General features: G+C 61.8%; 25 protein-coding genes and 1 pseudogene. 10 read left to right on the forward strand and 16 right to left on the reverse strand.

Annotated elements, in window-relative coordinates:
- Positions 1-2 precede the first annotated feature (2 nt).
- The 3 genes from SERRSCBI_RS11235 to SERRSCBI_RS11245 form a co-directional block, all read right to left on the reverse strand.
- Complete coding sequence (locus SERRSCBI_RS11235; RefSeq protein WP_016927776.1) at positions 3-1,340, reverse strand: LLM class flavin-dependent oxidoreductase; 1,338 nt, start codon at positions 1,338-1,340, stop codon at positions 3-5.
- Between the two features lie 19 nt (positions 1,341-1,359).
- On the reverse strand, positions 1,360-2,664 hold the full coding sequence (locus tag SERRSCBI_RS11240; protein ID WP_042784464.1) for an MmgE/PrpD family protein: 1,305 nt from the start codon (positions 2,662-2,664) through the stop codon (positions 1,360-1,362).
- A 225-nt stretch (positions 2,665-2,889) separates the two neighbouring features.
- Positions 2,890-3,777, reverse strand: coding sequence for a LysR family transcriptional regulator (locus SERRSCBI_RS11245; protein ID WP_042784466.1), 888 nt, complete (start codon positions 3,775-3,777; stop codon positions 2,890-2,892).
- Between the two features lie 121 nt (positions 3,778-3,898).
- Here SERRSCBI_RS11245 and SERRSCBI_RS11250 point away from each other — a divergent pair, with 121 nt between their 5' ends.
- Together SERRSCBI_RS11250 and SERRSCBI_RS11255 are read left to right on the forward strand one after the other, a co-directional pair.
- Positions 3,899-5,065 carry a serine hydrolase gene (locus SERRSCBI_RS11250; protein ID WP_033650436.1) on the forward strand — a complete coding sequence of 389 codons (1,167 nt, stop codon included), beginning with the start codon at positions 3,899-3,901 and terminating at the stop codon, positions 5,063-5,065.
- Positions 5,056-6,273, forward strand: coding sequence for an MFS transporter (locus SERRSCBI_RS11255; protein WP_042784467.1), 1,218 nt, complete (start codon positions 5,056-5,058; stop codon positions 6,271-6,273). The genes SERRSCBI_RS11250 and SERRSCBI_RS11255 overlap by 10 nt, the downstream gene beginning before the upstream one ends.
- Here the strand turns inward: SERRSCBI_RS11255 and SERRSCBI_RS11260 are convergent.
- Positions 6,200-7,075 (reverse strand): alpha/beta hydrolase, encoded by an 876-nt coding sequence (locus tag SERRSCBI_RS11260; RefSeq protein WP_042784469.1) that lies wholly within the window; start codon positions 7,073-7,075, stop codon positions 6,200-6,202. The genes SERRSCBI_RS11255 and SERRSCBI_RS11260 overlap by 74 nt on opposite strands.
- Before the next feature lie 150 nt (positions 7,076-7,225).
- Between SERRSCBI_RS11260 and SERRSCBI_RS11265 the strand changes: the two genes are divergently transcribed.
- The 3 genes from SERRSCBI_RS11265 (at position 7,226) to SERRSCBI_RS11275 (ending at position 10,587) form a co-directional block, all read left to right on the forward strand.
- Complete coding sequence (locus SERRSCBI_RS11265) at positions 7,226-7,999, forward strand: DeoR/GlpR family DNA-binding transcription regulator (protein ID WP_042784470.1); 774 nt, start codon at positions 7,226-7,228, stop codon at positions 7,997-7,999.
- Positions 8,000-8,011: 12 nt separating this feature from the next.
- Positions 8,012-9,079, forward strand: coding sequence for an oxidoreductase (locus tag SERRSCBI_RS11270; RefSeq protein WP_042784471.1), 1,068 nt, complete (start codon positions 8,012-8,014; stop codon positions 9,077-9,079).
- A 113-nt stretch (positions 9,080-9,192) separates the two neighbouring features.
- Positions 9,193-10,587 carry an MFS transporter gene (locus SERRSCBI_RS11275; protein ID WP_042784472.1) on the forward strand — a complete coding sequence of 465 codons (1,395 nt, stop codon included), beginning with the start codon at positions 9,193-9,195 and terminating at the stop codon, positions 10,585-10,587.
- On the opposite strand, the gene SERRSCBI_RS11280 is transcribed toward SERRSCBI_RS11275, so the two are convergent.
- From SERRSCBI_RS11280 to SERRSCBI_RS11310, 7 genes and pseudogenes are all read right to left on the reverse strand, one after another.
- Entirely contained in the window at positions 10,572-11,108 is a 537-nt protein-coding gene (locus SERRSCBI_RS11280) for a dihydrofolate reductase family protein (RefSeq protein WP_197781759.1), read from the reverse strand. The genes SERRSCBI_RS11275 and SERRSCBI_RS11280 overlap by 16 nt on opposite strands.
- Complete coding sequence (locus SERRSCBI_RS11285; RefSeq protein ID WP_015377846.1) at positions 11,108-11,509, reverse strand: VOC family protein; 402 nt, start codon at positions 11,507-11,509, stop codon at positions 11,108-11,110. The genes SERRSCBI_RS11280 and SERRSCBI_RS11285 overlap by 1 nt, the downstream gene beginning before the upstream one ends.
- Positions 11,510-11,656: 147 nt before the next feature.
- Positions 11,657-11,851 carry a ribbon-helix-helix protein, CopG family gene (locus SERRSCBI_RS11290; RefSeq protein WP_004928567.1) on the reverse strand — a complete coding sequence of 65 codons (195 nt, stop codon included), beginning with the start codon at positions 11,849-11,851 and terminating at the stop codon, positions 11,657-11,659.
- 80 nt (positions 11,852-11,931) lie between these two features.
- Positions 11,932-12,720 (reverse strand): spermidine synthase, encoded by a 789-nt coding sequence (locus SERRSCBI_RS11295; RefSeq protein WP_033643034.1) that lies wholly within the window; start codon positions 12,718-12,720, stop codon positions 11,932-11,934.
- A 34-nt stretch (positions 12,721-12,754) separates the two neighbouring features.
- Positions 12,755-13,210 carry a 3-hydroxyacyl-ACP dehydratase FabZ gene (gene fabZ, locus SERRSCBI_RS11300; protein ID WP_033643035.1) on the reverse strand — a complete coding sequence of 152 codons (456 nt, stop codon included), beginning with the start codon at positions 13,208-13,210 and terminating at the stop codon, positions 12,755-12,757.
- A 188-nt stretch (positions 13,211-13,398) separates the two neighbouring features.
- Complete coding sequence (locus SERRSCBI_RS11305) at positions 13,399-13,893, reverse strand: TIGR00645 family protein (RefSeq protein ID WP_025302805.1); 495 nt, start codon at positions 13,891-13,893, stop codon at positions 13,399-13,401.
- Between the two features lie 94 nt (positions 13,894-13,987).
- Positions 13,988-15,186 (reverse strand): annotated as a pseudogene (locus SERRSCBI_RS11310) (MFS transporter).
- Between the two features lie 97 nt (positions 15,187-15,283).
- Between SERRSCBI_RS11310 and SERRSCBI_RS11315 the strand changes: the two are divergent.
- The gene (locus SERRSCBI_RS11315) at positions 15,284-16,225 is read left to right on the forward strand and encodes a LysR family transcriptional regulator (RefSeq protein WP_042784475.1); all 942 of its coding nucleotides are present in this window, start codon (positions 15,284-15,286) and stop codon (positions 16,223-16,225) included.
- Between the two features lie 6 nt (positions 16,226-16,231).
- Here SERRSCBI_RS11315 and SERRSCBI_RS11320 read toward each other — a convergent pair whose 3' ends face one another.
- The 3 genes from SERRSCBI_RS11320 to SERRSCBI_RS25085 form a co-directional block, all read right to left on the reverse strand.
- Entirely contained in the window at positions 16,232-16,525 is a 294-nt protein-coding gene (locus tag SERRSCBI_RS11320) for a SelT/SelW/SelH family protein (RefSeq protein ID WP_033643038.1), read from the reverse strand.
- Between the two features lie 127 nt (positions 16,526-16,652).
- Positions 16,653-17,630, reverse strand: a complete 978-nt coding sequence (locus SERRSCBI_RS11325; protein ID WP_232230773.1) for an FAD/NAD(P)-binding oxidoreductase — start codon at positions 17,628-17,630, stop codon at positions 16,653-16,655.
- Positions 17,582-17,887: an FAD/NAD(P)-binding oxidoreductase gene (locus SERRSCBI_RS25085; protein WP_232230774.1), complete on the reverse strand. Its 306-nt coding sequence runs from the start codon at positions 17,885-17,887 to the stop codon at positions 17,582-17,584. Before SERRSCBI_RS25085 ends, SERRSCBI_RS11325 begins: the two co-directional genes overlap by 49 nt.
- Positions 17,888-18,078: 191 nt before the next feature.
- On the opposite strand from SERRSCBI_RS25085, the gene SERRSCBI_RS11330 reads away from it, so the two are divergent.
- The 3 genes from SERRSCBI_RS11330 (at position 18,079) to adhP (ending at position 21,383) form a co-directional block, all read left to right on the forward strand.
- A complete protein-coding gene (locus SERRSCBI_RS11330) occupies positions 18,079-18,864 on the forward strand; it encodes a sulfite exporter TauE/SafE family protein (RefSeq protein ID WP_042784477.1) in 786 nt (261 codons plus the stop codon).
- A gap of 108 nt (positions 18,865-18,972) precedes the next feature.
- Complete coding sequence (gene blh / locus SERRSCBI_RS11335) at positions 18,973-20,169, forward strand: bifunctional sulfur transferase/dioxygenase Blh (protein ID WP_232230789.1); 1,197 nt, start codon at positions 18,973-18,975, stop codon at positions 20,167-20,169.
- A 197-nt stretch (positions 20,170-20,366) separates the two neighbouring features.
- Positions 20,367-21,383: an alcohol dehydrogenase AdhP gene (gene adhP, locus SERRSCBI_RS11340; RefSeq protein WP_033643042.1), complete on the forward strand. Its 1,017-nt coding sequence runs from the start codon at positions 20,367-20,369 to the stop codon at positions 21,381-21,383.
- A gap of 60 nt (positions 21,384-21,443) precedes the next feature.
- Here the strand turns inward: adhP and SERRSCBI_RS11345 are convergent, their stop codons facing one another.
- Positions 21,444-22,964 (reverse strand): aldehyde dehydrogenase family protein, encoded by a 1,521-nt coding sequence (locus SERRSCBI_RS11345; RefSeq protein ID WP_042784478.1) that lies wholly within the window; start codon positions 22,962-22,964, stop codon positions 21,444-21,446.
- 275 nt (positions 22,965-23,239) lie between these two features.
- On the opposite strand from SERRSCBI_RS11345, the gene SERRSCBI_RS11350 reads away from it, so the two are divergent.
- Complete coding sequence (locus SERRSCBI_RS11350; protein WP_042784479.1) at positions 23,240-25,015, forward strand: sigma-54-dependent Fis family transcriptional regulator; 1,776 nt, start codon at positions 23,240-23,242, stop codon at positions 25,013-25,015.
- A gap of 56 nt (positions 25,016-25,071) precedes the next feature.
- Here the strand turns inward: SERRSCBI_RS11350 and SERRSCBI_RS11355 are convergent, their stop codons facing one another.
- Complete coding sequence (locus tag SERRSCBI_RS11355; protein WP_089191740.1) at positions 25,072-25,989, reverse strand: ABC transporter substrate-binding protein; 918 nt, start codon at positions 25,987-25,989, stop codon at positions 25,072-25,074.
- Positions 25,990-26,050 lie beyond the last annotated feature (61 nt).

The raw sequence follows: 26,050 nt of genomic DNA on the forward strand, positions 1-26,050 counted from the left end.
GATTAAGCCGATTTTACGTTAGCGAAGTTGATTGCCGGTTCCGGCAGACCCAGGTTTTCACGCAGGGTTGCATGCTGATACTCCTCACGGAACAGGCCACGGCGGCGCAGCTCCGGGATCACCAGCTCGACGAACAGTTCCAGCTGGTTAGGCAACACCGCCGGCATGATGTTGAAGCCGTCTGCGCCTTGCTGTTCCAGCCACAGCTGGAAGTCGTCGGCGATCTCTTCGGCGGTGCCTACCACCACGCGGTGGCCGCGCGAACCGGCCGCGACGGCCGCCAGCTCGCGCAGCGTCAGGTTTTCCCGCGCGGCCAGATCGGTCAGCAGTTTCACGCGGCTTTGGCCGCCTTCGGTGGCGCCCACGTTCGGCACCGGGCCGTCCAGCGGGTAATCGCTCAAATCGAAACCAAAGCGCGCCGACAGCTGCTCAATGCCGTTATCGATATCCACCAGTTGATTCAGCTGATACCAGGTTTCCCGCGCTTCTTCTTTGGTACGGCCGACAATCGGCATCACACCTGGCAGGATCAGCAGGTGGTCCGGGTTGCGGCCGGCGTCGGCCACGTATTTTTTCTGACTGCGGTAGAAAGCCTGTCCTTCTTCCAGGCTGGCGGCGGCGGTGAACACCACTTCGGCGGTTTCCGCCGCCAGCTGTTGGCCGGCCGGGGAAGAGCCGGCCTCAATGATCACGGGCCGCCCCTGCGGCGAGCGGGAAATGTTCAGCGGGCCCTGCACCGAGAAATGCTTGCCCTTATGGTTGGCGGCGTGGATTTTCTCGTCGATGGCGTACACGCCATTTTGCTTGTCGCGCACGATGGCGTCTTTTTCCCAGCCGTCCCACAGTTTGTAGCTGGCCTCGAGGAATTCCCGCGCCACTTCATAGCGTTCGGCGTGCGACGGCAGATCTTCACGGCTGAAGTTGCGCGCCGCATCGCTGGAGAATGAGGTCACCACGTTCCATGCGGCGCGGCCGTGGCTGATATGGTCGATGGAGGCCATGGCGCGCGCCAGGTGGAAAGGTTGATCGAACGTGGTGGAGGCGGTCGCCGCCAGCCCGATATGGCGGGTATTGACCGCCAGCGCCGCGAGCAGCGTCAGCGGCTCCAGGCGTGACATCGTCGAGGGCAGGCGGTGCACGCTGGTCGCCAGCGCGTCGCCGACGAAGAACATATCGAAGGTGCCTTCTTCGGCTTTTTTTGCGATCCAGGTGAACCAGTCGATATCGGTCGGTGAACCGCTGGCGCCTTCTGCGCGCCATCCCCCGATGTGGTGCCCCAGCGCCTGAACGAACAGGCCGAGACGGAGTTGGCGCGATGGTGTTGAAGGTGAAGTACTCATAGTTATTCCTGTTTTATTATTAATTTAACAATGCAATCAGTCGCGGCAGCGCGCCAGGGGACATAAGCGCACAGTCGCGGATAACGCTCTCACCTTCGAGGCCCGGAAGCAGCTGCAAAATGGCGCGCAGCTTGGCGTCGAGGTCTGTTGGCCGGGCGGCGGTTTGCTTTCTTGTGACTATGTCACTTATTTGCCTTCCGTCCTGCAGCGTCAGGGTCAGGCGATGGAAGCGCATCTCCGGATCGAGCGCGTCCGGCGGGGCCGCGGGATCGGCATGGCGCTCAACTTTTGCCGCCAGGGCGGCGATAGCCGCATCGACCGGCTGTTCGCCGTAATGCGTCAGCGCGACCTCGCCGTGGTATAGCGCATCGGCGATGACGTATTCGAGGCTAAAGCGCGCTTCCACACCGGTGGCCGGTTGGCGAATATAGGGCGCGGTATCTGCGCCGGGCGGAAAACTGACCTCAACCAGGGCGATCTCTGCAAGGGCGTCGCCTTGTTCCAGCAGCCGCTCGCGCAGGGCGAGCGCCGCCTCGGCCGCGCTGTGAGTGCCACTGCAGGTCGGGTAGCGCTTGAACTCCAGCCCCGGCTGCAGGATGCGCCAGGGCGCGCCCCAGCCGGCTGTCAGGCATTCCGGTTTTTGCCGGCCGTCACCGTGGGAAGCCAGCAGGCTGTCCAGCACGCCCTCCGGTTGGCCGATGAAACCGGCCTGAGCCAGCAGGGCGGCGTTGACCGCGTTGCGTGCCGCCAGGCCGGCGTGCAGCGGTTTGGCCGCCGAACCGAACTGGCTGCGCAGGCCCGCCGCCTGCGTGGCCGCCAGGCCGAGAGCAATCTGCGTTTGCCGCTGGTCAAGCTGCAGATAACGCGCCACGGCGGCGCAGGCGGCGACCGCGCCCAGGGTGGCGGTGCTGTGAAAACCCAGCACGTAATGTTGCGTGCCAGCGGCCAATCCCAGCCGGCCAGCGGCCTCTACGCCGATGACATAGGCGGTTAACACTTCAGTGACATTGTCACTCTCACCGTTCAGCGCCAGCAGGGCGGAGAGCACTACGGTGCTCGGATGTCCACGCAGCGCAGGATGGTAATCATCGAAGTCCAACGAGTGGCTGACATAGCCATAGCGCAGTGCGCGGTTCTCACTGCCGTTCGGCGGAAACGTCGCGCCGATCGCTGCCAGACCGGCATCGCTCAACGCCCCGCGGGCAATCGGCAATGCGCAGGCGAAGTAATCTTTCACGCCGCGGCGAGCGGCTGACAGGGCGGTTTGATCCGGCTGGCTGTTCAATATCAGATGAGCGAATTGGGCGGTTATCGATAATGACAAGGCGTTAACACCTGAATTTATAGATGGTTATGCACGAGTGCGGGGTGAAAGGTATTGTGTGGCGGTTTTCTTTGTCCCGAAAGAACGAACGGCGCTTCCATATCGCTGAATGGAATATCACGACGGCACTGCGCCTCCGTCAGGGCTGCTGGCAGGCGCGCCAGGCTGCGCTTTAGCTATTTTTGTGCAAAGCAAAGCTGAATTTGTTCTGACGCGGTAGAGGACTTAGGCCGAGAAAAGGCGAACGCTCATGATGTCGATAAATGCCCTGAGACGCGGTGTAAGATGTTTGCTGGAAGGCCAGAGAATTTTGAGACTGCCACTGTGTCGGCATTGGTCGCCAAGCACGGGTTGGAGCCGCTGCTGCTCCAGCGCCTCCCGTACCGCGAAATCGGGCAGGCAGGCGATGCCCAGGCCCTGTTCCGCCAGGTAAATCAGCGTGTCGACGGTATTGCATACCGTGCGCTTGCCCAGGCCTTCGTCGAGCAGTTTATCTCCGCCCGCCACCGGCCAGGTCTCGACTTTGCCGGTGGTGGGGAATCTGTATAACAGGCAGGCGTGATCGCGCAGTTCTGCCGGCTGGCGGGGTATTCCCGCCCGGCGCAGATAGTCCGGCGCCGCCACCAGCTGTAGGTGAAACGTGCCCAGTTGGCGGCTCATTAAGCGAGAGTCCTCGGTATCGCCCACGCGGATCACCGCATCGAACCCTTCTTCGATCACCGCGGCTCGCCGGTCGGAAAAATCGGCTTCCAGCTCAATATCGGGATAGTTCCGGACAAATTCCGCCAATACCGGATTTAACAGGCCTCCCACCAGCGGCAGACTGACGCGCAGTTTGCCGCGCGGCGCGCTATGCGTATCACTGATATCCCGTTCCGCCGCCGCCATCTCCTCCAGAATGCGCTGACACCGCAGCAGAAACCGCCGCCCCTCGGCGGTTAGCGTCATGCTGCGCGTGCTGCGGTGAAACAGACGTACGCCCAGTCGGTTCTCCAGGCGGGCGATGCTTTTTCCCACCGCCGAGGCCGAGATGCCGAGCACGCGGCCGGCGTCAACGAAGCTGAGAGTTTCAGCGGCCTGCACGAAGGCGCTCACGCCGGCTAAGTTATCCATCGTTTGTCCTATTGCGGACGTTAATGTCCGTTATGAAGGGAAATCTAGCCTGTTTTTCCGCTAATCGCCAGGCCCTATGCTCGGTGACTACAGCATGGGCTGATTATCTGGAGCAATGACGATGAGTGCATATGGGCATACTGCGGGCGTGATAGACCGGGCGATCGATAACGCGCTGGCGGAAAAACGACTGGTTGGCGCAGTGGTTTTGGTGGCGCAGGGGGGCGATACGTTTTATCGCCGCGCGGCGGGGCTGGCGGATCGCGAAGCCGGCCGGCCGATGGCGTTCAATACGCTATTCCGTCTGGCTTCGGTATCCAAACCGATCGTGTCCACGGCGGCGCTGGCATTGATGGCGCAAGGCCGTATGCAGCTGGAAGATCCCATCACCCGTTGGCTGCCGCATTTTCGTCCGCGGCTGGCGGATGGCACCACGCCGTTGATGACGCTACGGCATCTCATGACCCACACCGCCGGACTAAGCTACCGTTTTTTTCAGCCGGAAGGGGGATTCTACGCCCAATCGGCGGTCTCCGATGGCATGGATGAGGCGTCTGTCAGCCTGCAGGAGAACGTGCGGCGTATTGCCTGCGCCCCTTTGCTGGCTCCGCCCGGCGCGGCGTGGCGCTATTCCATCGCGACCGATGTCCTGGGCGCAGCGATCGAACAGGCGAGCGGCCTGCCGCTGGCGCAGGCAGTAAAAAAATGGGTGACCGGGCCGCTGGCGATGACGGATACCGATTTCCTGGCGGTGGATCCTGCACGTTTGGCGGCCGCTTACGCCGATCATCCCGGCGAGCCGCGCCGCCTGCGCCAACCGGATCATTTACCGTTTATCGATGGCAGCGCCGGTTTTCATCTGTCGCCGGCGCGAGCGTTGGATCCGTTGGCTTACGCCTCAGGCGGCGCCGGCATGGTCGGCTCGGCCGAGGATTTCCTGCGCCTTCTGGAAGCGTTGCGCCAGGGAGGAACGCCGGTGCTGCCAACCGATTGGGTGACGGCGTTCACCAGCAACCAGATCGGCGATTTGCCGATGCCGTTTTGGCCGGGGCGCGGTTTCGGCCTCGGCATTACCGTACTGAAAGACCCCATCGCCGCGCAAACGCCGGAGTCCGTGGGGACCTGGCGAATGGGCGGCACCTATGGCCATTCCTGGTTCGTCGATCCTGTCCGGCAGCTCAGCGTGGTGGCGTTTACCAACACGGCGCTGGAGGGCATGTCCGGCGCCTTTGTCGGCGAGATTTGTCAGGCGGTCTATGCCGCGACGGGAGCGATGCAATGCGCCTGATGCCGCCGATTTTCTTTATCGCGCTGGGGTTGTTCGGCGTCTACTGCATCGAGTTCGGCGTGGTGGGCATTTTGCCGCAGATCATCGCACGGTATGGCATCTCTACGGCGCAGGCCGGCTGGCTGGTCGGGATCTTCGCCCTGACCATCGCGCTGCTCGGGCCGCTGTTGGTGCTGCTGGCGTCGCGATTCAATCGCAAACGCATGTTGTTGATCGCGTTGACCGTGTTTGCGGCGGCCAGCGCGCTGTCCGCTCAGACGGACAGTTTCGCCATGCTCATGCTGCTGCGCATTGTGCCGGCGCTGTTTCATCCGATCTATTTTTCGCTGGCCATGGTGGCGGCCGCGGCGCTTTATCCCCCGCATCAGGCCACCAAAGCAACCGCCTATGCGTTCATCGGCACCAGCATGGGCATGGTGCTGGGGATACCGTTGACGCAATGGATCGCCGGGCAGTTCAGCTATGAAGCCTCGTTCCGGTTCTGTGCGTGGGTCAATCTCCTGGCAGCGGCGGGATTGCTGATGCGGTTGCCCGACGTCGCCGTTCAGCGCCTCAGTTATGGCAAACAGCTGATGATCCTGCGCAGCGGGACGCTGTGGCTGAATATCATCACCTGCGTGCTGATCTTTGCCGCCATGTTCGCCGTCTATGCTTACGCGGCTGAATATCTCAGCCGTGAAATCGGCCTCAGCGGCGGCGCCATCGGCTTTCTTCTGGTGGCGTTCGGCGTGGGCGGTGTCGCGGGCAACCTGTTGGCCGGCAAGGGGTTGAGCCGCCATCGAGCGCTGACGGTGCTGCTGCACCCGCTAGCCTTGATTGCGGCTTATGCGCTGCTTTATCACTACGGCAGCGCGAATATCGGTTCGATGACGGCGCTTTGTCTGTATTGGGGAGCGGCGCACACCAGCGGTTTGATCGTGACGCAGATCTGGCTGACATCCGAAGCCCCCCAGGCGCCGGCGTTCGCCACCGGGCTGTATATCGCCTTTATCAATCTGGGCGTGGCGCTGGGCTCACTGGCGGGCGGCTGGTTCATCACCGCGTGGGGGCTACAGGGCAGCCTGCTGTGCGGAGCCTTGTTCGCCGCGCTGGCGGTGATTACGATCGCTGCCAGGCTGCGGTTGCAGCGGCAGGCTACCGTTGCGTTGCGTCGATCATCGCCATCACCTGCCGAAACATCGCGCTTTCCGCATCCGCCAGCTCGTTGACCAGCGTAAAGTGATTGCAGTGACGGTCGGCCAACAGCTGGACGTCGAGGCCGCGCGCCAGGCAGGCGTCATAATAGGCCTGCGTCTGGTTTTTGAACCCTTGCGTTTCGCGGTGGCCGACGTCAAGCAGGATCTGCGGCGCATGCGCTTTCGCCGGCAGCAAAAACAGCGGGCTGAGAGTTTGCGCCTGTTCGGGCGTCAGGTGCAGCCAGTCGTTGATGTAGATATCGCACAGCGGGCGCAGATCGTAGAGGCCGCTCAGCGCCAGCGCGCCTTTGATCGCATCGGGCGGCAGGCGATAGCGTTGCTGCCAGCCGTCGGCGATCAGCATGCCGCACAGGTGGCCGCCGGCCGAGCTGCCGCTGACGAAAATGCGCGCCGGATCGATGCCGAACGGCGCCCCGTGATGATAAAGCCAGGCGACGGCGCTGCGCACCTCATACACGATCTCCGCCAGCGTCGCTTCCGGCGCCAGCGTATATTCCAGCGTGGCGACCGCCACACCGCGGCGGGCGAACGCGGCGGCCATCGAGCAGGCTTCCTCTTTGCGCTGTGAATGCCAGTAGCCGCCATGAATAAAGATCAGCAGCGGGGCGGGCTGTGCGCTGGCCGGGAACAGATCGAGACGCTCGGCGGCGCTCATGCCGTAGCGCAGATCGTAAATGCCCGGCGTCTGCGCTTTGGCGCGCTGGGCCAGCGCGGCATAGTCCGCCATGCAGGCGTCAAAATCCTCCACCGAAGCGCGGGCGTTGTATTGCGCGGCGCGGGCGCTCAGGTCTTCAAACGTCAGATCGATGTTCATGCGTTTCTCCGGATTGTTATGCGTTATGTCTTCATCATCGTCCCGCCGGGGAAAAGATGTTTGATCTCCGGTGCGCACAATTGCGGCTTCTCCAATGCTGTTATCTGCTGTATATTGCCGTTTTATGCTTTTTTAATGCGGAATAATCCCATGCACAAAGCGGCACGACAGCGCCATTTACTGGATTTGCTCAGCGAACGCGGGCAGGCGGCGGTGGCGGAATTGGCCAGCGCCATCGGTGTTTCGGTCGATACCGTGCGCCGCGACTTGGCCGATCTCGAGCGGCAGGGGTTGGCGCAGAAACATCACGGCGGCGCGATAGCGCTCGAACCGTCCGGCATGCCGCGCCAGGCGCGCGCGGCGCTGTTGCCGCTGGTCAAGCAGCGGCTCGGCCGCGCGGTGGCCGCGCAGATCCCGCCCGGCAGTACCCTGATGCTGGATGCGGGCAGTACCCTGATGCTGGATGCGGGCAGTACGCTGTTGGCGGTGGCGCAAGCGTTGCGCGGCCCGGCGACGGTGATCACCGCCTCGCTGGATATCGCGCAGTGCCTGAGCGATAAGCCGGAGATCCAACTGATCCTGCTCGGCGGCCAGTGGGACGCGCGCCAACGGCTGTTCGCCGGCAGCGCGACGCTGGCGTTGCTGGAACGCTACCGCGCGGACATCGCTTTGCTGGGCGCCTGCGCGGTGCATTCTCAGCTGGGGCTGAGCGCCGGCGAAGAGGCCGATGCAGAGGTCAAACGCGCCATGCTGGCCAACAGCGGCGAGCGCTGGCTGGTGGCCGACCATATGAAGCTGGATCGCTGCGAGCCGCATCACGTGGCGGATCTGGCGCAGATCCAACGCCTGTTTACCGATCGCCCGTGGGATAACCTGGACGAGCAATCAATGATTGAACTTTGTGTCGTCGCCGACGACCGCTAGAGGAGAACCCTGATGAACGATAACGCTCAACCGTTGCAGGTGGCGCTGATTGGTTACGGCTTTGTCGGCAAGGCGTTTCATGCGCCGCTGATTAACGCGGTGCCTGGTCTGGTGCTGAGCGTGGTGGCTTCGCGCGATGCCGCCAAAGTCCATGCCGATCTGCCGCACGTGCGCGTGATCGCCGATCCGCTGGAGGCGGTCCGCTTGCCGGAAGTGGACCTGGTGGTGATTGCTTCGCCGAACGCCACCCATGCGCCGCTGGCGCTGGCTGCGCTGGAAGCGGGCAAGCACGTGGTGGTGGATAAGCCGTTTACGCTGGATTTGGCGCAGGCGCGCACGCTGATTGCAGCGGCGGAGAAGCACGGCCGTCTGCTGTCGGTATTCCAGAATCGCCGCTGGGACAGCGATTTCCTGGGCGTGAAGCAGGTGATCGAGCAGGGACTGATCGGCAAGGTAACGCACTTTGAGTCGCACATCGATCGCTACCGTCCCGAAGTGCGGGTGCGCTGGCGCGAGCAGAATCTGCCGGGCAGCGGGCTGTGGTTCGATCTGGGGCCGCACATGGTCGATCAGGCGCTGCAGCTGTTCGGTTTGCCGCACAGCGTGCAGGCCAACATCGCCACGCTGCGCGCCAATGCGCAGATCAATGACTGGGCGCATGTGGTGCTGAACTACCCGACGCACCGCGTGATTTTGCATGGCAGCATGCTGGTGGCGGGCGGCGTCGCGCGCTTTACCGTGCACGGCGATAAAGGCAGCGTGGTCAAAGCGCGCGCCGACGGGCAGGAGAGCCAACTGCTGGCCGGCGTAACGCCGGGTTCGGCGGAGTGGGGTAAAGACGACGACGCGATGAGCCTGTTTATCGGCACGGAGCCGGTGCGTACGTTGCCGACGCCGGATGGCGATCAGCGCCAATATTACGTCCAGGTGCGTGATGCGCTGCGCGGCGCCGGCGCCAATCCGGTCACCGCTTCGCAGGCGCTGGCGGTGATGGCGGTGCTGGAAGCGGCCACGCTGGCGGCGGAAACCGGCGTAACCCAAACGCTGCCGCTCACCGAGGCGGAGATCGCCGCCTGGTAACGCATCGCGCCAGATAAGGCGTCAGATGCATTGATACAGTGCATCGCATGCGTCTTCCGCCATCCCAACCCCTGACATAGGCTAAGCCTCAGTCTATGTCAGGAGTGCTTATCATGTTATCCCATCCTTCGCCGCAGGGCGTCCGCGGCATACTGGCCGCACTTTCTCTGTGTATGCTGCTGTCATCGCTCGGCATCAGCATCGCCAACGTCGGGCTGCCGGCGCTCGCCACCGCATTCCATGCCTCGTTCCAGGCAGTGCAGTGGGTGCTGCTCTGCTATTTGTTGGCTGTCACCACCTGCATCATCGGCATCGGCCGCTTGGGCGACAGCCTCAATTGTCGCCGCCTGCTGCTGGCGGGCATCGCGCTGTTTACCGCCGCTTCGCTGGCTTGTGCGTTGGCTCCGCAGCTGTGGCTGCTGCTGGCGGCGCGCCTGGCGCAGGGGCTGGGGGGCGCAGTCATGATGTCAATCACCATGGCGCTGGCGGGCGAGGCGCTGGGCACGGAAAAGATCGGCCGCGCGATGGGGCTGCTCGGCACTATGTCGGCCGTGGGCACCGCGCTGGGGCCGTCGTTGGGCGGCGCGCTGATCGCCGGCTTCGGCTGGCGAACGATATTCCTGATCAACCTGCCGCTGGGGCTGCTGGCGCTGTGGCTCGCCTGGCGATACTTGCCGAATGGGGCGCGGGCGGCGACGCGCCCTGAACCTTTCGACCGCGCCGGCACGCTGCTGCTGGGCGGCGCATTGCTTTGCTACTCGCTGGCGATGACTCTGGGACACGGCGATTTCGGCGCGCTTAACCTGGCGTTGATGTTGGGCGCTCTGTTGGCTGCCGGGTTGTTTATCCGCGTGGAACGCCGCGCCGTGTCGCCGCTGTTGGCGCCGACGATGTTTCGCCATCCGGCCCTGACAGCGGGGCTGGCGGCCAGCGCGTTGGTCATGACGGTGATGACCGCCACGCTGGTGGTCGGGCCGTTTTATCTGGCGCGCGCGCTGGGGCTAAGCGCCGCGCAGGTGGGGCTGGTGATGTCGGCAGGGCCGGCGGTGGCGATCCTGACCGGTATTCCGGCGGGTTATCTGGTGGATCGCTTTGGATCGCAACGCATCGCCCAGCTTGGGCTGGCGGCAGTGGCCGCCGGGGCGGGATTGCTGTCGCTGCTGTGCCGCTGGGGCGTACTCGGCTATGTCGCGCCGATCGCGCTGTTGACCGCCGGTTATGCGCTGTTTCAGGTGGCCAACAACACGGTGCTGATGAAGGACCTGTTTCCCGAACGACGCGGGTTGATCGCCGGCATGGTCAATCTGGCGCGCAATCTGGGGGCGATCACCGGCGCGTCGGCGATGGGGGCGCTGTTTTATCTGGCCTCGCAGCGGGTGGCGGGCGCCGCGGCGGCCGCGGCTTACGGCATGCGCGTCACCTACGGCGCGGCGGCGTTGCTGGCGTTGGCGGCATTGCTTATCGCCTTCGGCGGCCGCCGACTGGCGCTGCGTTATGACGCGCGCTGAACGGCGTAGCGTTCTTGCACGAAACCGTTGTCCGACTGGGTGACGGCGAGCAGACGCAGGCGCTGCTCAGGGGCATCGACGCCGAACAAGGGAATGCCGCCGCCCAGCAGCAGCGGCACGCGCGTAATCGTCAATTCGTCGATCAATCCGGCCTGCAGGAAACGCTGCACGGTCTGGCCGCCGTCGATATACAGGTGACGGCAGCCGGCCTCGGCCAACCGCGCCACGACGCTGGCCGGTTCGCCGCTCATCCAGCGGACAGGCTCTGCGCTCTGCGGTGCGGATTGCGTCGACAGTACCACCACCGGCAGTTCTCCATAGGGCCATTCGGGAAAGGCGCGGACTTTTTCATAGGTATGGCGGCCCATCACCAGCGCGTCGATGTCGGCGATAAACGCTTCAAAACTCAGACCATTGAGCAACGACACCGCGTACTCGGGCCGCAGCAGCCAATCGATGTCGCCGTCCGTGCCGGCAATGAATCCGTCTACGCTGGTGGCGATGTAAACCGAACATTTCATCAGGCGAGATCTCCGCGGTAAACCACATGGACCTTGTTGCCGTCAGGATCGCGCAGGTAAGCGCCGAAATAGCCTTTGCCGTAGTGCGCGCGCTCGCCGGGTTCGCCTTCACTGCTGCCACCCGCCAGCAGGCCGGCGGCGTAGGCGCGTTTAACCGCCAGCTCGTCGGCGGCGAGAAAGGCCAGCATGCTGCCGTTGCCGGCGCTGGCGGGCTGTCTGTCGAAGGGTTGGTAGGCATAAAACCGCGGCAGCGTTTGGCCCGGCATCACCCAGCAGCGGGCGGCGGGGCCGCCGTCCGGCGTCACTTCCCGCCGTTGTAAACCCAATGGCAACAAAATGGCGTCGTAGAACGCGGCGGCGGCGTCCAGATCGCTGACGCCGACGGTAATATGGCTGAACATGGCGCGTTTCCTTTCCCAAGAGAGAATAATGAACGGATAAAACAGTAGCAGCGATAGCGCAGGATGGACAGACCGCCGTGGAGGATTCGGATTAGGGACGCGCGCAGGGGGGCAAAGCGCGCTTCACGGTTTGTGGGGCGGGCCGCCTCAATTGCTCTCGACGCGAGGATTGGCGTGGGTCGGCTGGCTGGGATAATCCACCTGATGCTTGTGCAGATAATCGCGAATCAGCTGGCGCACCACCTGGGAAGGGGTGACGTCCTGCTGCAGGCACAGCTCTTCCAGGGCTTTCTTCTTGTCCGGGTCAATCAGCACCGTTAGCCGCGCCGTTTTCTTTTCCATCAGGATCCTCCAGAGAATGATGACTGAATGATAATACCATGTGAGCGAAGCGGCCAGCCAGACATCGCCGCCGCTCGTCTTTAGCGGAAATGCAGCCGCTCTATCTTGCGTGACAGGTAGCCGAGTTCGCAGTTGAACAGCTCGCCGCTGCCGGCGGCCAGCGTGCGCAGCGTGCTGAGCGGCAGCGACACCTGGGCCGGCGTAGCATAAATGATCACGTTGCCGCTGGGGGCGATGCAAAACAGCACGGTGGCGAATATCCGGTGCAGGCTGTGGTACAGCAGGCTGTTTTCGTCGGGCAGATCGTGGTAATTCAGCACCAGCCAGCCCCCGTCATTCAGCCGCGCGGCGCAGTTCTCCAGGAATGTCTGGGTGCCTTGCTGCGGATCCATGGCGAACGCCGAATAGAGATCGGAGAAAATCAGATCGTAACGCGTCTCGGCGGGCGGGCGCACGAAGTCCATGGCGTCGGCGGTGCGCAGGCTGATGGTGTCGGTGGCCGGCAGCGTAAAATAGCGGCGTGCGACGGCGATTACCGCGGCGCGCAGCTCGACGACCTCCAGGCGCATAGCCGGATCGAGCGCGTGCAGCGCACGCAGCAGGCTGCCGCCGCCTAACCCCAGGATCAACGCCGACGTCGGCGGCTGCCAGGCCACCGCCATCAGCATCGCTTTGATGTAGTTGTGGATCGGCTGTGCGGGGTTGCTGAGGCTCATCTTGCTTTGCTCGCAGATGCCGTCAAACCGCAGCGTGCGGTAGTCCTTGTGATCGGAAACGATGATTTCGCCCCAGGCGTCGGCTTCGCGAGCGATCACCTGGCCACGCGGGGAGAAATCGAGGGTTCTGAGTAAGCTGTCAACCAGAGACATGGTATTCGCAGGGCTCCTTTGGCAAGCGGCCTGTTTACTTACGGGCGCACATGAAATCGGCGGTGCAAATGCGCCGGCCATCGATGCTGGCACGGCCGGTGAAGCGGGCGATCGCGCCGCGCCGGCGTACAAAGGCGACCTCCATCAACACCTGGTCGCCGGGACGGGCGGCGCGATAAAACCGCGCCCGCTGAATGGAAGCGAAGTAGTAATGTTCCCCTTCGTTAAGCGCCCCGAGATAGTAATGCGCCAGCAGACCGGTGCTTTGCGCCAGCGCTTCCACCAACAGCACGCCAGGAAAACCGGCGAAGCGCGCATGGCCGCTCCAGAACGTCGGCTCATTGGCGGTGATGTTCTTGATGGCGCTCAGCCGCCCTTCGGCGATGCAGGTGCCGGCGGGCAGCACGCGATCGACCAACAGACAGGGATAGCGATGAGGCAGAATCGCCTGAATATCGTGGAATTGCAGGGGGTGACCATGTAATGGCATGGGGGAGCGTGATCCTGTCTGCGGCGAATCCGGCGCGATGGCCGGCGTTCGGTCCATAATGAGTGTAATGACATTATAATAAAATTATCATCAGATGTGCCAGATGAAAGACATGATGGCGGCGACGGTTGGGAAACAGCGAAGGAGGGGAAGACACCCGATCCTGACGATCGGGCGTGGCGGCGCGTTTAGTGCTTGGAGCGGGTCACTTTGTCCAAATAACCCATCACGAAGGCGGAGAGTACGAAGGTGAGGTGGATGATCACATACCACATCAGCTTGTTGTCTGGCACGTTCTTGGCGTCCATAAACACCCGCAGCAGATGGATGGACGAGATGGCGACGATAGACGCGGCGACTTTGTTTTTCAGCGAGGTGGCGTCCATTTTGCCCAGCCAGCTCAGCTTTTCTTTTCCTTCGGTGATATCCAACTGCGAGACGAAATTTTCGTACCCGGAGAACATCACCATCACCAGCAGCCCGCCGACCAGCGCCATGTCGACCAACGACAGCAGGGTCAGGATCAGATCGGCTTCAGCGACGGAGAAAATGTTGGGCAGGACGTGCAGGATCTCCTGAAAAAATTTGATAGACAGGGCGACCAGGGCCAGTGAAAGGCCGAAATAAACCGGCGCGAGCAGCCAGCGGGAGGCGTACATCGCGTTTTCTAGCAAGCGTTCCATCATAAAATTGTTTTGAATGCGTAGCAAAAAGGGCGCTCAGTATAGCGCAAGAGGCCTGGGTGAAATCAACCGCTTGCGCCAGTAGAGGGCGATATCAGGCCGCTACGCGTGCCGTTTTGCGCCCGCAGCGGATCCACAGCGCCACGGCCCCCGCCGCGGTTGCCAGCGCCACGACGCCCGGCCAGCCCGCGCTTGCCAGAATGCGGCTGCCGAGGGCGGCGCCGGTCGCCATGCCGATGAATACGCCGGTGAACAAGAGGGCGTTCAAGCGGCTGCGGGCCGCCGGATCAAGACCGTAGACGATGGTCTGGTGTGCGATCAGCGTCGCCTGGATGCCCAGATCGAATCCGACGGTGCTCAGCGCAATGAGCGCCAGCTGCGCCGGGAGCGGCAACAGCGGAAGCAGAAACATCAGGGCGAAGGCGGCCAGGACCAGTGCCGCGCCGATGCGGGTCACGGCGTCAGGGCCGTGCCGATCGGCCAGGCTTCCCGCCAACGGCGCCGCCAGCGCACCCGCCGCCCCGCCAGACCAAACGCGCCGGCCGCCGCGCTGCCGATCTGGTAGCGCTCCGCCAGCATCAACGCCAGCGTTGACCAGAAAGCGCTGAAGCCCAATGACAGAAAGCCTTGCGCCAGCGTTGCACGCCGCAGCTCGGGATACGCGGCCCACAGGTGCCCCAGCGAGCGCAGCAGCGCGGGGTAACTCAGCGCGTTATGGGGGCGAAGACGCGGCAACATGCGCCAGATAGCCAGCGTGATCGGCAAAACGCCCAGCGCCGCCAGCGCGTAAACGCTGCGCCAGCCGGCGAACTCGGCGAGCGCGCCGCTGAACACGCGCGACAGCAGAATACCGGCCAATAGCCCGGTCATCACCGCGCCGACGGTTTTGCCGCGGCTGGCCTCCGGCGCCAGCGTGGCGGCGGCGGGGATAATGTCCTGGGCGACGGTGGCGGTCAGGCCTATCGCCAGGCTGCTGAGCAACAACAGCGGGAATGAGGCGGCAAACGCGCAAAGCAGCAGCGTCAGCGTCAGCAGCGCGCCTTTGATCAGAATGATCCGCCGGCGATCGTACCGGTCGCCCAGCGGCGCCAACAGTAAAATGCCCAACGCATAACCCAACTGGGTCAGCGTCGGCACCATGCCGGCATCGGCGACGCCGGCGTGGAAATCGGCGCCCATCATGCCGAGCATGGGCTGGCTGTAATAGATTGAAGCGACGCTGAGGCCGGCGCCGGCGGCCAGCAGAAACACGACGTTGGCGGACGGGGCGCCGTTGGTGGCGGTGGTGCTCATGGCAAAGATCCCTGCAAAGTGAATGTGCGGCCATTTTTACCGCTTGCTTCATTCCGCTGTAGCCCCCTCGCAGGTAAAACTGTTATACACTTAACGTATGAATAAAATTAATTTACCCAACGGCGACCGCATAACTTTGCTGCATACGCTGGTGCGCATCGTCGAAAGCGGCAGCCTGTCGGCGGCGGCGCAGCAGCTGGGCACCTCACAACCGACGATCAGTCGGCGTCTGCAGGCGTTGGAGCAGCTGCTGGGCGCCAAACTGATCCAGCGGACGACTCACGCCCTCAAACTGACCGACGACGGCGAGCGCTGTTACCGCCAGGCGCGGGGGCTGATCGAGCAATGGCAAAGCCTGGAAGAATGGCTGGGCGGCGCGCGCGACGAACCGGTCGGGGTGTTGCGCGTGCGGGCGCCGCACGCTTTCGGCCAGGATCAGCTGATCGGTCCGTTGGGCGAGTACTTGCGGCGCTACCCGCAAACTTACGTTGAGTGGACGCTGAACGATCATTCTCCGGACTTTATTCCCGAAGGCGTGGATTGCGCCATTCACGTCGGTGCTGTGACCGATCCGTCGGTCGTGGCGGTGTTGCTGGCGGAGGTGCCGCGCAGCACGGTAGCGTCGCCGGCGCTGCTGACGAGCCGAGAACCGGTTCGCTGTCTTGACGATTTGGCGCGGTTGCCGTGGCTGGCGTTGAACAGTTTTTATCGCAATGAAGTGGTGCTGACCCATGTTGAGCGCGGCGAGCAGGGGCGGTTCGATATCACGCCGAGGTTGAGCACCGACAGCCTGTACGCGGTACGCAAGGCGGCGCTGGAGGGGCTGGGCGTCGCGATTGTCTCCTCCTGGCTGGTGCGGGACGATGTGGCCGACGGGGCGCTGCAAACCGTGTTGCCGGCCTGGCGCGCCGCGCCGCTGCCTATCTACCTGCTGTATCCCTACGCCAGCTATTACCCGGCTCGCCTGCGCAAGTTCATGGAAATGATGAAAGAAGTGATGCCGCGCATTCTCGGCGCGCGGCCGCCGGCGGTGGGCTGACGCCGTTCAGTGCCGGGCTTTTTTGCCGTCGTTGTGGCCGAGGGAACGCTCGGGAAAGCTGTGATCGCGCAGCCGCTGCTTTAACTGCGCCGCATCGGGGAAGCCGCCGTCAATTTTGCGATCCCAAATCATCACGCCATCGACGCTGATTTGATACACCCCGCCGGTGCCCGGCATCAGGGTGACGGAGGCGAGATCGTCGCCGAAGGTATTGAGCAGCTCTTGCGCCATCCAGCCGGCGCGCAGCAACCAATTGCATTGTGAACAGTAGTGAATCGTAACGGCGGGGGCATTTTTCATCGTTGATCGACCGGTTAGTGGTGACGGCTTGCAATCAGCCTGATGGCTCGCAAGCGATGGTGGCTGTGTATCGCCAAATAGTCAAGCGCCTGCGGAAGCCGCGAGGCGCGGATAACGATGACGGTCGCTATGGCTTGCTTTTGGCAAACCATTCGACCCCGCGCAACATGCCCGCCCAGTAAAATTTGGGTAAAAACCAGGCCTTCAGCCACCATGCCATACGGCTGGGATGCGTGTTGTCGAACAGAGGAAAGGTGGGGAGCAATTTACTGTCGTAACCAAACTCCGCCAGAACAACCTTGCCTTTCTCTACCGTCAATGGGCAGGAGCCATAACCATCATACCGTGCCGCATCAGGGGCGCCGTTAAGCTGCGCCGCGATGTTCTCTGCCACCACCACCACCTGTTTGCGAGCCGCCGCCAGGGTTTTGGCATTTGGCGTGGCGCAACAGTCGCCAACCGCAAAAATCGTCTGCCACTGCTTATGCCGTAGGGTGAATTTATCCACGTCGCACCAACCTGACTCGTCAGACAACCCACTTTGCGAAATGAACGCCGGCGCAGATTGCGGCGGCACTACGTGCAGCATATCGAAGGGCAGTGTCACTTCGCGTTTGCCTCCTTCATCACCGTCCAGAGAAAAGGTCGCTTGCCGACGCTGCCCATCAACGCGAACTAAATTATGCCGGAAGTTGACCTGTGCGCGGTATTTTTTCAAGTAATCGGTCAGCGGAGGAACAAATTGCGGCACGCCGAATACCGCCGCGCCCGCCAGGCAAAAATTGACGTTAATATTATTAAGGACACCTTGTCGCCGCCAGTGATCGCATGAAAGGTATAAGGCTTTTTGCGGCGCGCCGGCGCATTTTATCGGAATTGGTGGTTGAGAAAATATCGCCTCGCCGCCTTGCATTTCACGAACCAGTTTCCAGGTGTATTCCGCAAGATCAAAACGATAATTAGAGGTGACGCCATTCATTCCCAACGTTTCTTCAAGACCCTCTATTTTATCCCAACGTAAAACGAGGCCGCAGGCAACAATAAGGAAGTCGTAGTTTATTTTCTGCCCTTGGCGGGTCTCGACATATTTTGGGCCGGGCTCCACTCTGACCACGCTATCCTGAATCCATGCGGTTCCTGGGGGGTGACGGCGCGCATGGAACGCCGCGTTTCATTGATATCAAAAAGCCCGCCGCCCACCAGGGTCCATGCCGGTTGATAATAATGACAGTCGCCAGGTTCAATTACCGTTATATCAATGCCTTTAACTCGCTTCCTTATGCTTGCCACGACGCTTATTCCAGATGAACCACCGCCAATAACAACAACTTTTTTCTGGGTGTTTATTTTTTCCGGTTTCATGCAGGCCTCCTTTCATAAGAAAGTAGGGGGTTAATGCCCAGATTAAAAGGGAATTCATAGAACTTATGATTATATTGAAAATCACATATTCGATTTAGCTATATGTAATAGCTAAATGTAATAAGTTATTTGACAATCAATGCGAACTGATCGTTAATAAATGCCACAAACACCGTTCAGGAATTAGCGCATTGGATTTTTTCCATTTTACTTTTTATACCCTGATGTTATTGGTGATAACCGGAGGAATAGTCGGATTTCTCTTGGCCCTGACAGGCGGAGGCGGCTCCATCGTTTGTGTGCCGCTGCTGCTGTATATGGTGCAAATCCCGGATACGCATTTGGTGATAGGCACCAGCGCCATGGCCGTCGCCGTCAGTGCGCTGCTCAACCTTTTTGCGCACGCCGCCAAAGGAAACGTCCGGTGGCGAACCGGCATTGTCGTGTCGCTGGTCGCGGTGGCAGGAACGCTGGCAGGTTCACAGATGGGAAAAATCACGGACGGGCGCTATCTAACCCTGCCTTTCGCTTTGCTGATGCTGATTGTCGCCGGATTAACGCTGAAAAAAAATCACCGGGCCGGCAACGGGTTGGCTTCCCCGGATGCAACCTTTCATCCCGCCATCGTGTGGCCCAGCGTGTTGGCGCTCGGCGCGGTGGCCGGCTTTCTGGGTATCGGCGGCGGATTTTTAGTGGTGCCGGCGCTGCTCTGGTTTTTCCGCTTTTCGCTGCTTGAAGCGGTGGCCACCTCGCTGGTGGTGGTTTCTGCCATGGGTTTATCGACGAGCGCAAGCTATGCCTTGTCCGGCAAGGTGTCGCTCGTCATCACGTGCTGGCTGATCGTCGGCGGTGTTCTGGGGGGCGTCGTGGGGGTTGCGCTCACCGAGCGCCTGAAGAAACGCGAGGACATTATCCGTGTGCTCTACGCCGCCATGCTCTTGGTGCTGGCCCTTTATATGCTTTTTAAAAGCTTATAAGACAGAAGGAAAAAATATGCGCATCCGTACATACCATCATCAGCTCTCCTTTTCGGGGCGCCCGCAGCGAGTGATTTCGCTACCCTGCATCAACAAGGCTACCGGCTTATTGTCAACAACCGGCCAGATGAAGAACCGGGGGAGCATCTATCCCATCAGCAAGAGAAAACGCTGGCTGAAGGCATGGGCATAGACTACGTCTATCTTCCTTACACGTTCGACACGCTGACCTGGGAGACCGTTTATACCTTCCATTACCTGTTGCGGCGGGGCAAGAAGACCCTGGCGCACTGCCGGAGCGGGGCGCGCTCAGCCTGCCTTGCTCTGCTGCATGCGCTGCGCGAAGGGCGGATCGATGAAGCGCGATTCCGCAGCCAATGCGAAGAATATGGCGCGGATGCCGATAAGGCGCTCAGCTGGTATCGCCGGCATCAGTCCGTTCAGTCTCATGCGCAAGTGCACGCATTTTATGAGCCGGAAAGCGGCAGCCTGCAGTATGTCGTCGCCGATCCCGAGGCGCGTCGCTGCGCCATCATCGACCCGGTACTGGATTTTGACCGCCGATCGGGCACGGTATCGCATCAGCAGGCGCACACCATTTTGAGCTTTATCCGACAGCAAGGATGGGGCGTGGCCTGGGTGCTGGATACGCACCCGCATGCCGACCATTTTTCTGCCGCAACCTGGCTGGCGCAGAAAACCGGCGCCCTCAGCGGCATAGGCGAAAAAATCACCGCCGTGCAGGGGCTGTGGCAAGACATCTATAATTTGAAGGAACTGCCTCCCGCCGAGACCGTGTGGGATGCGCTGTTTGCGGATGGGGACGTCTTTTTTATCGGCAACCTGCGCGCTGAAGTCTTGCTGTCTCCTGGCCACACCCTGGCTTCCGTCACGTATCACATTGCCGATGCGGCGTTTATTCACGATACGTTTTTCATGCCTGACAGCGGCACCGCAAGGGCCGATTTCCCCGGCGGAAATGCGGAAGCCCTGTGGGATTCGTTGCAGCGGATCTTGAGCCTGCCAGCGGATACCCGCCTGTTTACCGGCCACGATTATCGCCCGGCGGGGCGTGAGGCCCGCTGGGAAAGCACCGTGCGAGAGCAGCGCGAGAACAACCCCTGGGTGGCCAACATGGATAAAGCCCAATTTATCGCGCAAAGGAAGCAGCGAGACGCCACGTTGCCGCATCCGGAATTGATGCTGATGGCGCTGCAGGTCAACATTCGCGGCGGCGTTCTGCCTGATTGCGAAGATGATGGGCGGCACTACCTCAAAATCCCTGTTAATCGCTTCAAGGGGTAAATCAAGCCAGAGAGGCGCGATTGTTCACGGCTGCCAATCTCAAGGCGATCGCGCCGTCTGTTAATGGTTTTTTATGAAATAATCAGACTGATTCATATTTAATTATTTGTTTTTACACAAAACACGCGGCGCTTGCCCTCGCCGAATACAGTCACTACATTAACAACTGTACTTCCCACACTGCTAAGGAAAACACCATGAAAGCTGCCGTAGTGACGAAAAACCATACCGTAGACATTCAGGATAAAGTGCTGCGCCCGCTGAAGCACGGCGAAGCGGCGTTGAAAATGGAGTGTTGCGGGGTGTGCCACACCGATTTGCACGTGAAAAACGGCGATTTCGGCGAGGTGCCGGGCATTACGTTGGGGCATGAGGGCATCGGCGTGGTCTCCGCCGTCGGTGAGGGCGTCACCTCGTTAAAAGTGGGTGACCGCGCCAGCGTCGCCTGGTTTTACCAGGGTTGCGGCCACTGCGAATACTGCGTCAGCGGCAACGAGACCCTGTGCCGCTCGGTGAAAAACGCCGGCTACAGCGTTGACGGCGGCATGGCGGAAGAGTGCATCGTGGTGGCGGACTACGCGGTGAAAGTGCCGGACGGGCTCGATTCTTTCGCCGCCAGCAGCATCACCTGCGCCGGCGTCACCACCTACAAGGCGGTGAAGATTTCCGATATCAAGCCGGGGCAGTGGATCGCCATCTATGGCCTGGGCGGGCTGGGCAACCTGGCGTTGCAGTACGCCAAGAACGTGTTTAACGCCAAAGTGATCGCCATCGACGTCAATGATGGCCAGCTGGAGTTCGCCAAACAGATCGGCGCCGATCTGACGATCAACTCCAAAACGCAAAACGCGGAGGAGATCATTCAGCAGCAAACCGGCGGCGCTCACGCGGCGGTGGTGACGGCGGTGGCGAAAGCCGCCTTCAACTCGGCGGTCAATGCGGTGCGCGCCGGCGGTAAAGTGGTGGCCGTGGGGCTGCCGCCGGAGAGTATGGATCTGAGCATTCCGCGCCTGGTGCTGGACGGCATTCAGGTGGTGGGTTCGCTGGTGGGCACGCGCGAAGATCTGAAAGAGGCGTTCCAGTTCGCCGCCGAAGGCAAAGTGACGCCGAAAGTGACCAAACGGCCATTGGGCGATATCAACGCCATCTTCGAGGAGATGAAGGCGGGCACCATTCGCGGCCGCATGGTGATCGATCTCGGCATGGCGAAGTAGGCCACGCGAAAAAAGAAGGCCACCTGCGGGTGGCCTTCTTGTTATCTCATTACGCCGGCTTCAGAACAGGCCCAGCGGTTTGGCGTCGTAGCTGACCAGCAGGTTTTTCACCTGCTGATAGTGCGACAGCGCCGCCTTGTGGGTCTCGCGCCCGATGCCGGAGTTTTTGTAGCCGCCGAACGCGGCGTGCGCCGGGTATAGGTGGTAGCAGTTGGTCCATACGCGGCCGGCCTTGATCGCGCGTCCCATGCGGTAGGCGCGGTTGATGTCGCGGGTCCACAGCCCGGCGCCCAGCCCGAACTCGGTGTCGTTGGCCAGCGCCAGGGCTTCGGCCTCATCCTTGAAGGTGGTGACGCCAATCACCGGCCCGAAGATCTCCTCGCGGAAGAAACGCATGCTGTTGTCGCCGGTGATCAGCGTCGGCTGCAGGTAGAAACCGTTTTGCACTTCGTCGCCGCGCTGAGCGGGCTCGCCGCCCGCAACGATTTTGCCGCCCTCGTTTTTAGCGATGTCGATGTAGGACAGGATCTTGTCGTACTGCTGTTTTGACGCCTGGGCGCCGATCATGGTCTCGGTGTCGAAGGGATCGCCCTGGCGGATGGTGGCGATACGCGCCAGCACTTTCTCCATGAACTGCGGGTAGATGGACTCCTGGATCAGCGCGCGTGAAGGGCAGGTGCAAACCTCTCCCTGGTTGAAAAAGCCCAGCACCAGCCCCTCAACCGCCTTGTCGATAAACGCCGGCTCCGCCTGCATGATGTCTTCAAAATAAATGTTCGGCGATTTGCCGCCCAGCTCGACGGTGCTGGGGATGATGTTCTCCGCCGCACAGGCGAGAATGTGGCGGCCGACCGGCGTGGAGCCGGTGAAGGCGATTTTTTCGATGCGTTTGCTGCGCGCCAGCGCTTCGCCGGCCTCGGCGCCGAAACCTTGCACCACGTTGAGCACCCCCGGCGGCAGCAGATCGCCGATCTCTTCCATCAGCACGCTGATGCCGAGCGGCGTCTGTTCCGCCGGTTTCAGCACCACGCAGTTACCGCCCGCCAGCGCCGGCGCCAGTTTCCAGGCGGCCATCAGCAGCGGGAAGTTCCACGGGATAATCTGGCCGACCACGCCCAGCGGTTCATAGATATGGTAGGCCACGGTATTTTGGTCGATCTCCGCCGCGGTGCCTTCCTGCGCGCGCAGGCAGCCGGCGAAGTAGCGGAAATGGTCGACCGCCAGCGGCAGATCGGCATTCAGGGTTTCGCGGATCGGTTTGCCGTTGTCCCAGGTTTCGGTCAGCGCCAGCATCTCCAGCCGCGACTCGATGCGATCGGCGATCGCCAACAGCACATTGGCGCGTTCCTGCACGCTGGTTTTACCCCAGGCGTCCGCCGCCGCATGCGCCGCGTCAAGCGCCAGTTCGATGTCTTTGGCGTCGGAACGCGGGAATTCGGCGATCGGCTGGCCGGTCACCGGCGAGGTGTTGGTGAAGTAGTTGCCGGATACCGGTTCGACAAATTTGCCGCCAATGTAGTTGCCATAGCGTGGACGGAACGAAACCAGCGAGCCAGGCAAACCGGGGTGAACATATTTCATGTGAAGCACCTCTCTGCAGATGATAACCGGCGCTATTGCGCTGCGCCTGTGAGTGCGGCCTGTCGCCGCAGCACAGAGAAGCACGCCCCGTGCCAGATTAGCGACGGACGTAGCGTTATTAAAAAAATGGCTATTTATTAAAATGTTAAGCACTGATGTGGGTAAGCCAATCGAGCGGTGCCGCTGCCGCCGATGATTTTTTGTGTTCCGTGTCGCAACGCCTGATACACATCCATGATACATATTTGCAACACTTGCAGCCGGGGGAGAAACGCATGTTGCCTGACGATCGCTTGCTCACTGAGAGCGCCAGTTTGCTGACCCACCCGCTGGCGGAATCCTGGCAGCGCAGCCGCAGTTACGGCCTGACGCGCGCCGATCAACATATCCCGTTTATCAAAGCCGGTCTGCTCGAAGAACTGCGCAGCCGCAACGACTGGGTGCCGCAACGGGTACAGCCGCTGATCGAACAGTTGGGCGCGCAAATTACGCGTCAACCGGCCATCGTGGTGATCGCCGACGCCGACGGGCTGGTGTTGGAAACCCGTGGCAATCACGATTTTCTGCACAAGGCGTCGCGCTTTGCGCTGGCGCCGGGCAACCAGTGGGGAGAAGCGGAGCGGGGCACCAACGCCATCGGCACTGCGCTGGCGCTGGGCGCTTTCTGCGAAGTGCGCGGCGATCAGCATTTTCTCAACCAAAACGCCGGATTGAACTGCACCGCCGCGCCGATCTACCGGCCGGATGGCCATATTGCCGGCATACTGGATCTCTCTGCCCCGGCCCAGCGCCCGTATCCTGATGCTCAGCGCCTGATCATGCAGGCGGTGCGCCATATCGAACACCGCTGGGTCAGAAGCGCGATCGCCGATCGTCACTGGACGCTGCGCCTGCACGCCGACGCTGGCCGCCTGGGCTGCGCGCAGGAACTGCTGCTGGTGTTTCACAACGAAGTGCTGATCGCCGCCAATCGGCTGGCGATGGTCGAGTTCCAACTCTCGCCGGCCGCATTCGGCTCGCTTGAATTCGCTCAGCTGTTCCCCGATCTGTTGCGGCAACCCTCCGGCGCGCCACGCCAGACGCTGGCCGGCAATCAACGGCACTATTATTCGCTGCTCGAGGCGCCCCAGCGTCGCGTTAGCGCTCTGCGTTCGACGCCGCCGGCGGAACGGCACGACGAGCAGCACCAGAAAGCGTTGCGTATTCTCAACGCCGGCCTTTCTCTGTGCGTGACCGGCGAAACCGGCTGCGGCAAGGAGCACTTCAGCCGCCGCCTGTTTCAGGAAAGTCGCTGGCGCAACGGCAACTTCGTGGCGATCAACTGCGCGGCGTTGCCGGAACCGCTGATCGAGTCCGAACTGTTCGGCTATGCGCCGGGGGCGTTTACCGGCGCCAACCCCAAAGGCTATATCGGCAAGATCCGTGAGGCGGATGGCGGCGTGCTGTTCCTCGATGAAATCGGCGACATGCCGGCGGGCCTGCAAACGCGCCTGCTGCGGGTGTTGCAGGAGAAAACGGTCACGCCGCTCGGCAGCCGCAGCGCCTATGCGGTCGATTTCGCGCTGGTTTGCGCGACGCACCACGATCTGCATCGGCAGGTGCAAACGGGGGCGTTTCGCGAAGATTTATTGTATCGCATACAGGAATACAGCCTGCGCATCCCGCCGCTCAGAGAGCGGGCGCAATTGGAGGCGTTCATTCTGCAGCTGTGGCGGGAGCTGGGCGGCGAACGGCGCGACATTCGCCTGTTGCCGGAGGCGCTGGCGATGCTGGCGCGCTATCCGTGGCCCGGCAACGTGCGGCAATTGTTAAGTACGCTCAAGGTGCTGCTGGCGCTGGCGGACGATCGCGCGGTGCTCACCCTGGACGATCTGCCGCAGTCGATCGCGGTGCTGTCGCCGCGCCAGGCATGCGCCGACGCCGGCGGCGAGGATCTGCAGGCGGCGATCGACAGGGCTGGCGGCAATCTCAGCCGGGCGGCGAAGGCGCTCGGCGTTTCGCGCAGCACGCTGTACCGCAAGCTGGGGAGGCGAAAAGCGGCAGAGGAATGACATTTCTCGATTGACCGGCGATAAGGCCCCGCTGGCGGGGCCTGTTTGTTGCTCTCTCAATCCCCCAGTCCCGGCGGGTTAATCTCGGAATGGGCAATCTTCTCGTCGCTCTCCGCCCAGCGATCCAACACCTGCAGATAACTGCCGTTGGCGATGGCGCTGTTGAGCGAAGCCTGCACCGCGTCCACCAGGCCGTTGCCTTTCTTCAGCGTGACGGCGATGTTGGCGGTCTTCGGCCAGCCGCCGGGCACGATGCCCACCAGCCGGGTTTTACCGGTCAGCCGCGCCTGATAAGCGCCGGAGACGTTGGGCCCGAAGGTGGCGTCGGCGCGGCCCGACTGAATGGCCAGCGTGGAGGCGGCCTTATCGGTGACGTACACCGGCTGCAGCGGCGCTAATCCCTTGGCGCGGTTCTCCTTGTCCCAGGCCAGCAGTACCGCTTCCTGATTGGTGCCGGAATCGACGATGATCTTTTTACCGGCGATATCCGGCGCCGTTTTGATCTGGGTGATTTTACTGTCGGACTTGACGTAGAAGCCCAGCGTATCCTGCCGATAGGTGGCGAAATCGAATTTGGTTTTGCGTTCGTTGGTCACGGTGATGTTGTAAACCGCGGCGTCATATTTGCCGGAGGCCACCCCCAGCGGCCAGTCTTCCCACGAAGTGGGCACCAGCCTGAGTTTTAACCCCAAACCGTCGGCCACCAGGCGCGCGATGTCCGCCTCGCTGCCGATCACCGTTTTATTGTCGCGGGCGTACAGGCCGAACGGCGGGCCGCTGCCCAGCAGGGAAATGGCCACCGTCAGCGTGCCGGGTTCCACGAACCGGAAGCCGGCGGGGATTTTGGCCACGGCTTCGGCGCTCTTCACCGTGTGGATCGGCGTTTCGTTGGCGACGAGATCCACGCCCGGTGCGGCGGCGGCGGAAAAACTCAGCAGCGCCGCAATCACTATCATCTTTTTGCTATATATCATTATGTTAATTACCTTCATTATTATGGGTGTCACACGGTCGTTGCACTATCTCTAAAGGCTG

The organism is Serratia sp. SCBI, assembly GCF_000747565.1.
Taxonomy (GTDB): domain Bacteria; phylum Pseudomonadota; class Gammaproteobacteria; order Enterobacterales; family Enterobacteriaceae; genus Serratia; species Serratia ureilytica.

Bases quoted from the DNA above. Each gene is read 5' to 3' on its own strand.
- SERRSCBI_RS11250 (WP_033650436.1), top strand. From the start codon at position 3,899: ATGAGTGCATATGGGCATACTGCGGGCGTGATAGACCGGGCGATCGAT.
- SERRSCBI_RS11280 (WP_197781759.1), bottom strand. From the start codon at position 11,108: ATGAAATGTTCGGTTTACATCGCCACCAGCGTAGACGGATTCATTGCC.
- SERRSCBI_RS11265 (WP_042784470.1), top strand. From the start codon at position 7,226: ATGCACAAAGCGGCACGACAGCGCCATTTACTGGATTTGCTCAGCGAA.
- SERRSCBI_RS11255 (WP_042784467.1), top strand. From the start codon at position 5,056: ATGCGCCTGATGCCGCCGATTTTCTTTATCGCGCTGGGGTTGTTCGGC.
- SERRSCBI_RS11260 (WP_042784469.1), bottom strand. From the start codon at position 7,075: ATGAACATCGATCTGACGTTTGAAGACCTGAGCGCCCGCGCCGCGCAA.
- SERRSCBI_RS11320 (WP_033643038.1), bottom strand. From the start codon at position 16,525: ATGAAAAATGCCCCCGCCGTTACGATTCACTACTGTTCACAATGCAAT.
- SERRSCBI_RS11350 (WP_042784479.1), top strand. From the start codon at position 23,240: ATGTTGCCTGACGATCGCTTGCTCACTGAGAGCGCCAGTTTGCTGACC.
- SERRSCBI_RS11235 (WP_016927776.1), bottom strand. From the start codon at position 1,340: ATGAGTACTTCACCTTCAACACCATCGCGCCAACTCCGTCTCGGCCTG.
- SERRSCBI_RS11345 (WP_042784478.1), bottom strand. From the start codon at position 22,964: ATGAAATATGTTCACCCCGGTTTGCCTGGCTCGCTGGTTTCGTTCCGT.
- SERRSCBI_RS11270 (WP_042784471.1), top strand. From the start codon at position 8,012: ATGAACGATAACGCTCAACCGTTGCAGGTGGCGCTGATTGGTTACGGC.
- SERRSCBI_RS11295 (WP_033643034.1), bottom strand. From the start codon at position 12,720: ATGTCTCTGGTTGACAGCTTACTCAGAACCCTCGATTTCTCCCCGCGT.
- fabZ (WP_033643035.1), bottom strand. From the start codon at position 13,210: ATGCCATTACATGGTCACCCCCTGCAATTCCACGATATTCAGGCGATT.
- SERRSCBI_RS11355 (WP_089191740.1), bottom strand. From the start codon at position 25,989: ATGATATATAGCAAAAAGATGATAGTGATTGCGGCGCTGCTGAGTTTT.
- adhP (WP_033643042.1), top strand. From the start codon at position 20,367: ATGAAAGCTGCCGTAGTGACGAAAAACCATACCGTAGACATTCAGGAT.
- SERRSCBI_RS11285 (WP_015377846.1), bottom strand. From the start codon at position 11,509: ATGTTCAGCCATATTACCGTCGGCGTCAGCGATCTGGACGCCGCCGCC.
- SERRSCBI_RS11245 (WP_042784466.1), bottom strand. From the start codon at position 3,777: ATGGATAACTTAGCCGGCGTGAGCGCCTTCGTGCAGGCCGCTGAAACT.
- SERRSCBI_RS11290 (WP_004928567.1), bottom strand. From the start codon at position 11,851: ATGGAAAAGAAAACGGCGCGGCTAACGGTGCTGATTGACCCGGACAAG.
- SERRSCBI_RS25085 (WP_232230774.1), bottom strand. From the start codon at position 17,887: ATGAAACCGGAAAAAATAAACACCCAGAAAAAAGTTGTTGTTATTGGC.
- SERRSCBI_RS11305 (WP_025302805.1), bottom strand. From the start codon at position 13,893: ATGGAACGCTTGCTAGAAAACGCGATGTACGCCTCCCGCTGGCTGCTC.
- SERRSCBI_RS11275 (WP_042784472.1), top strand. From the start codon at position 9,193: ATGTTATCCCATCCTTCGCCGCAGGGCGTCCGCGGCATACTGGCCGCA.
- SERRSCBI_RS11315 (WP_042784475.1), top strand. From the start codon at position 15,284: ATGAATAAAATTAATTTACCCAACGGCGACCGCATAACTTTGCTGCAT.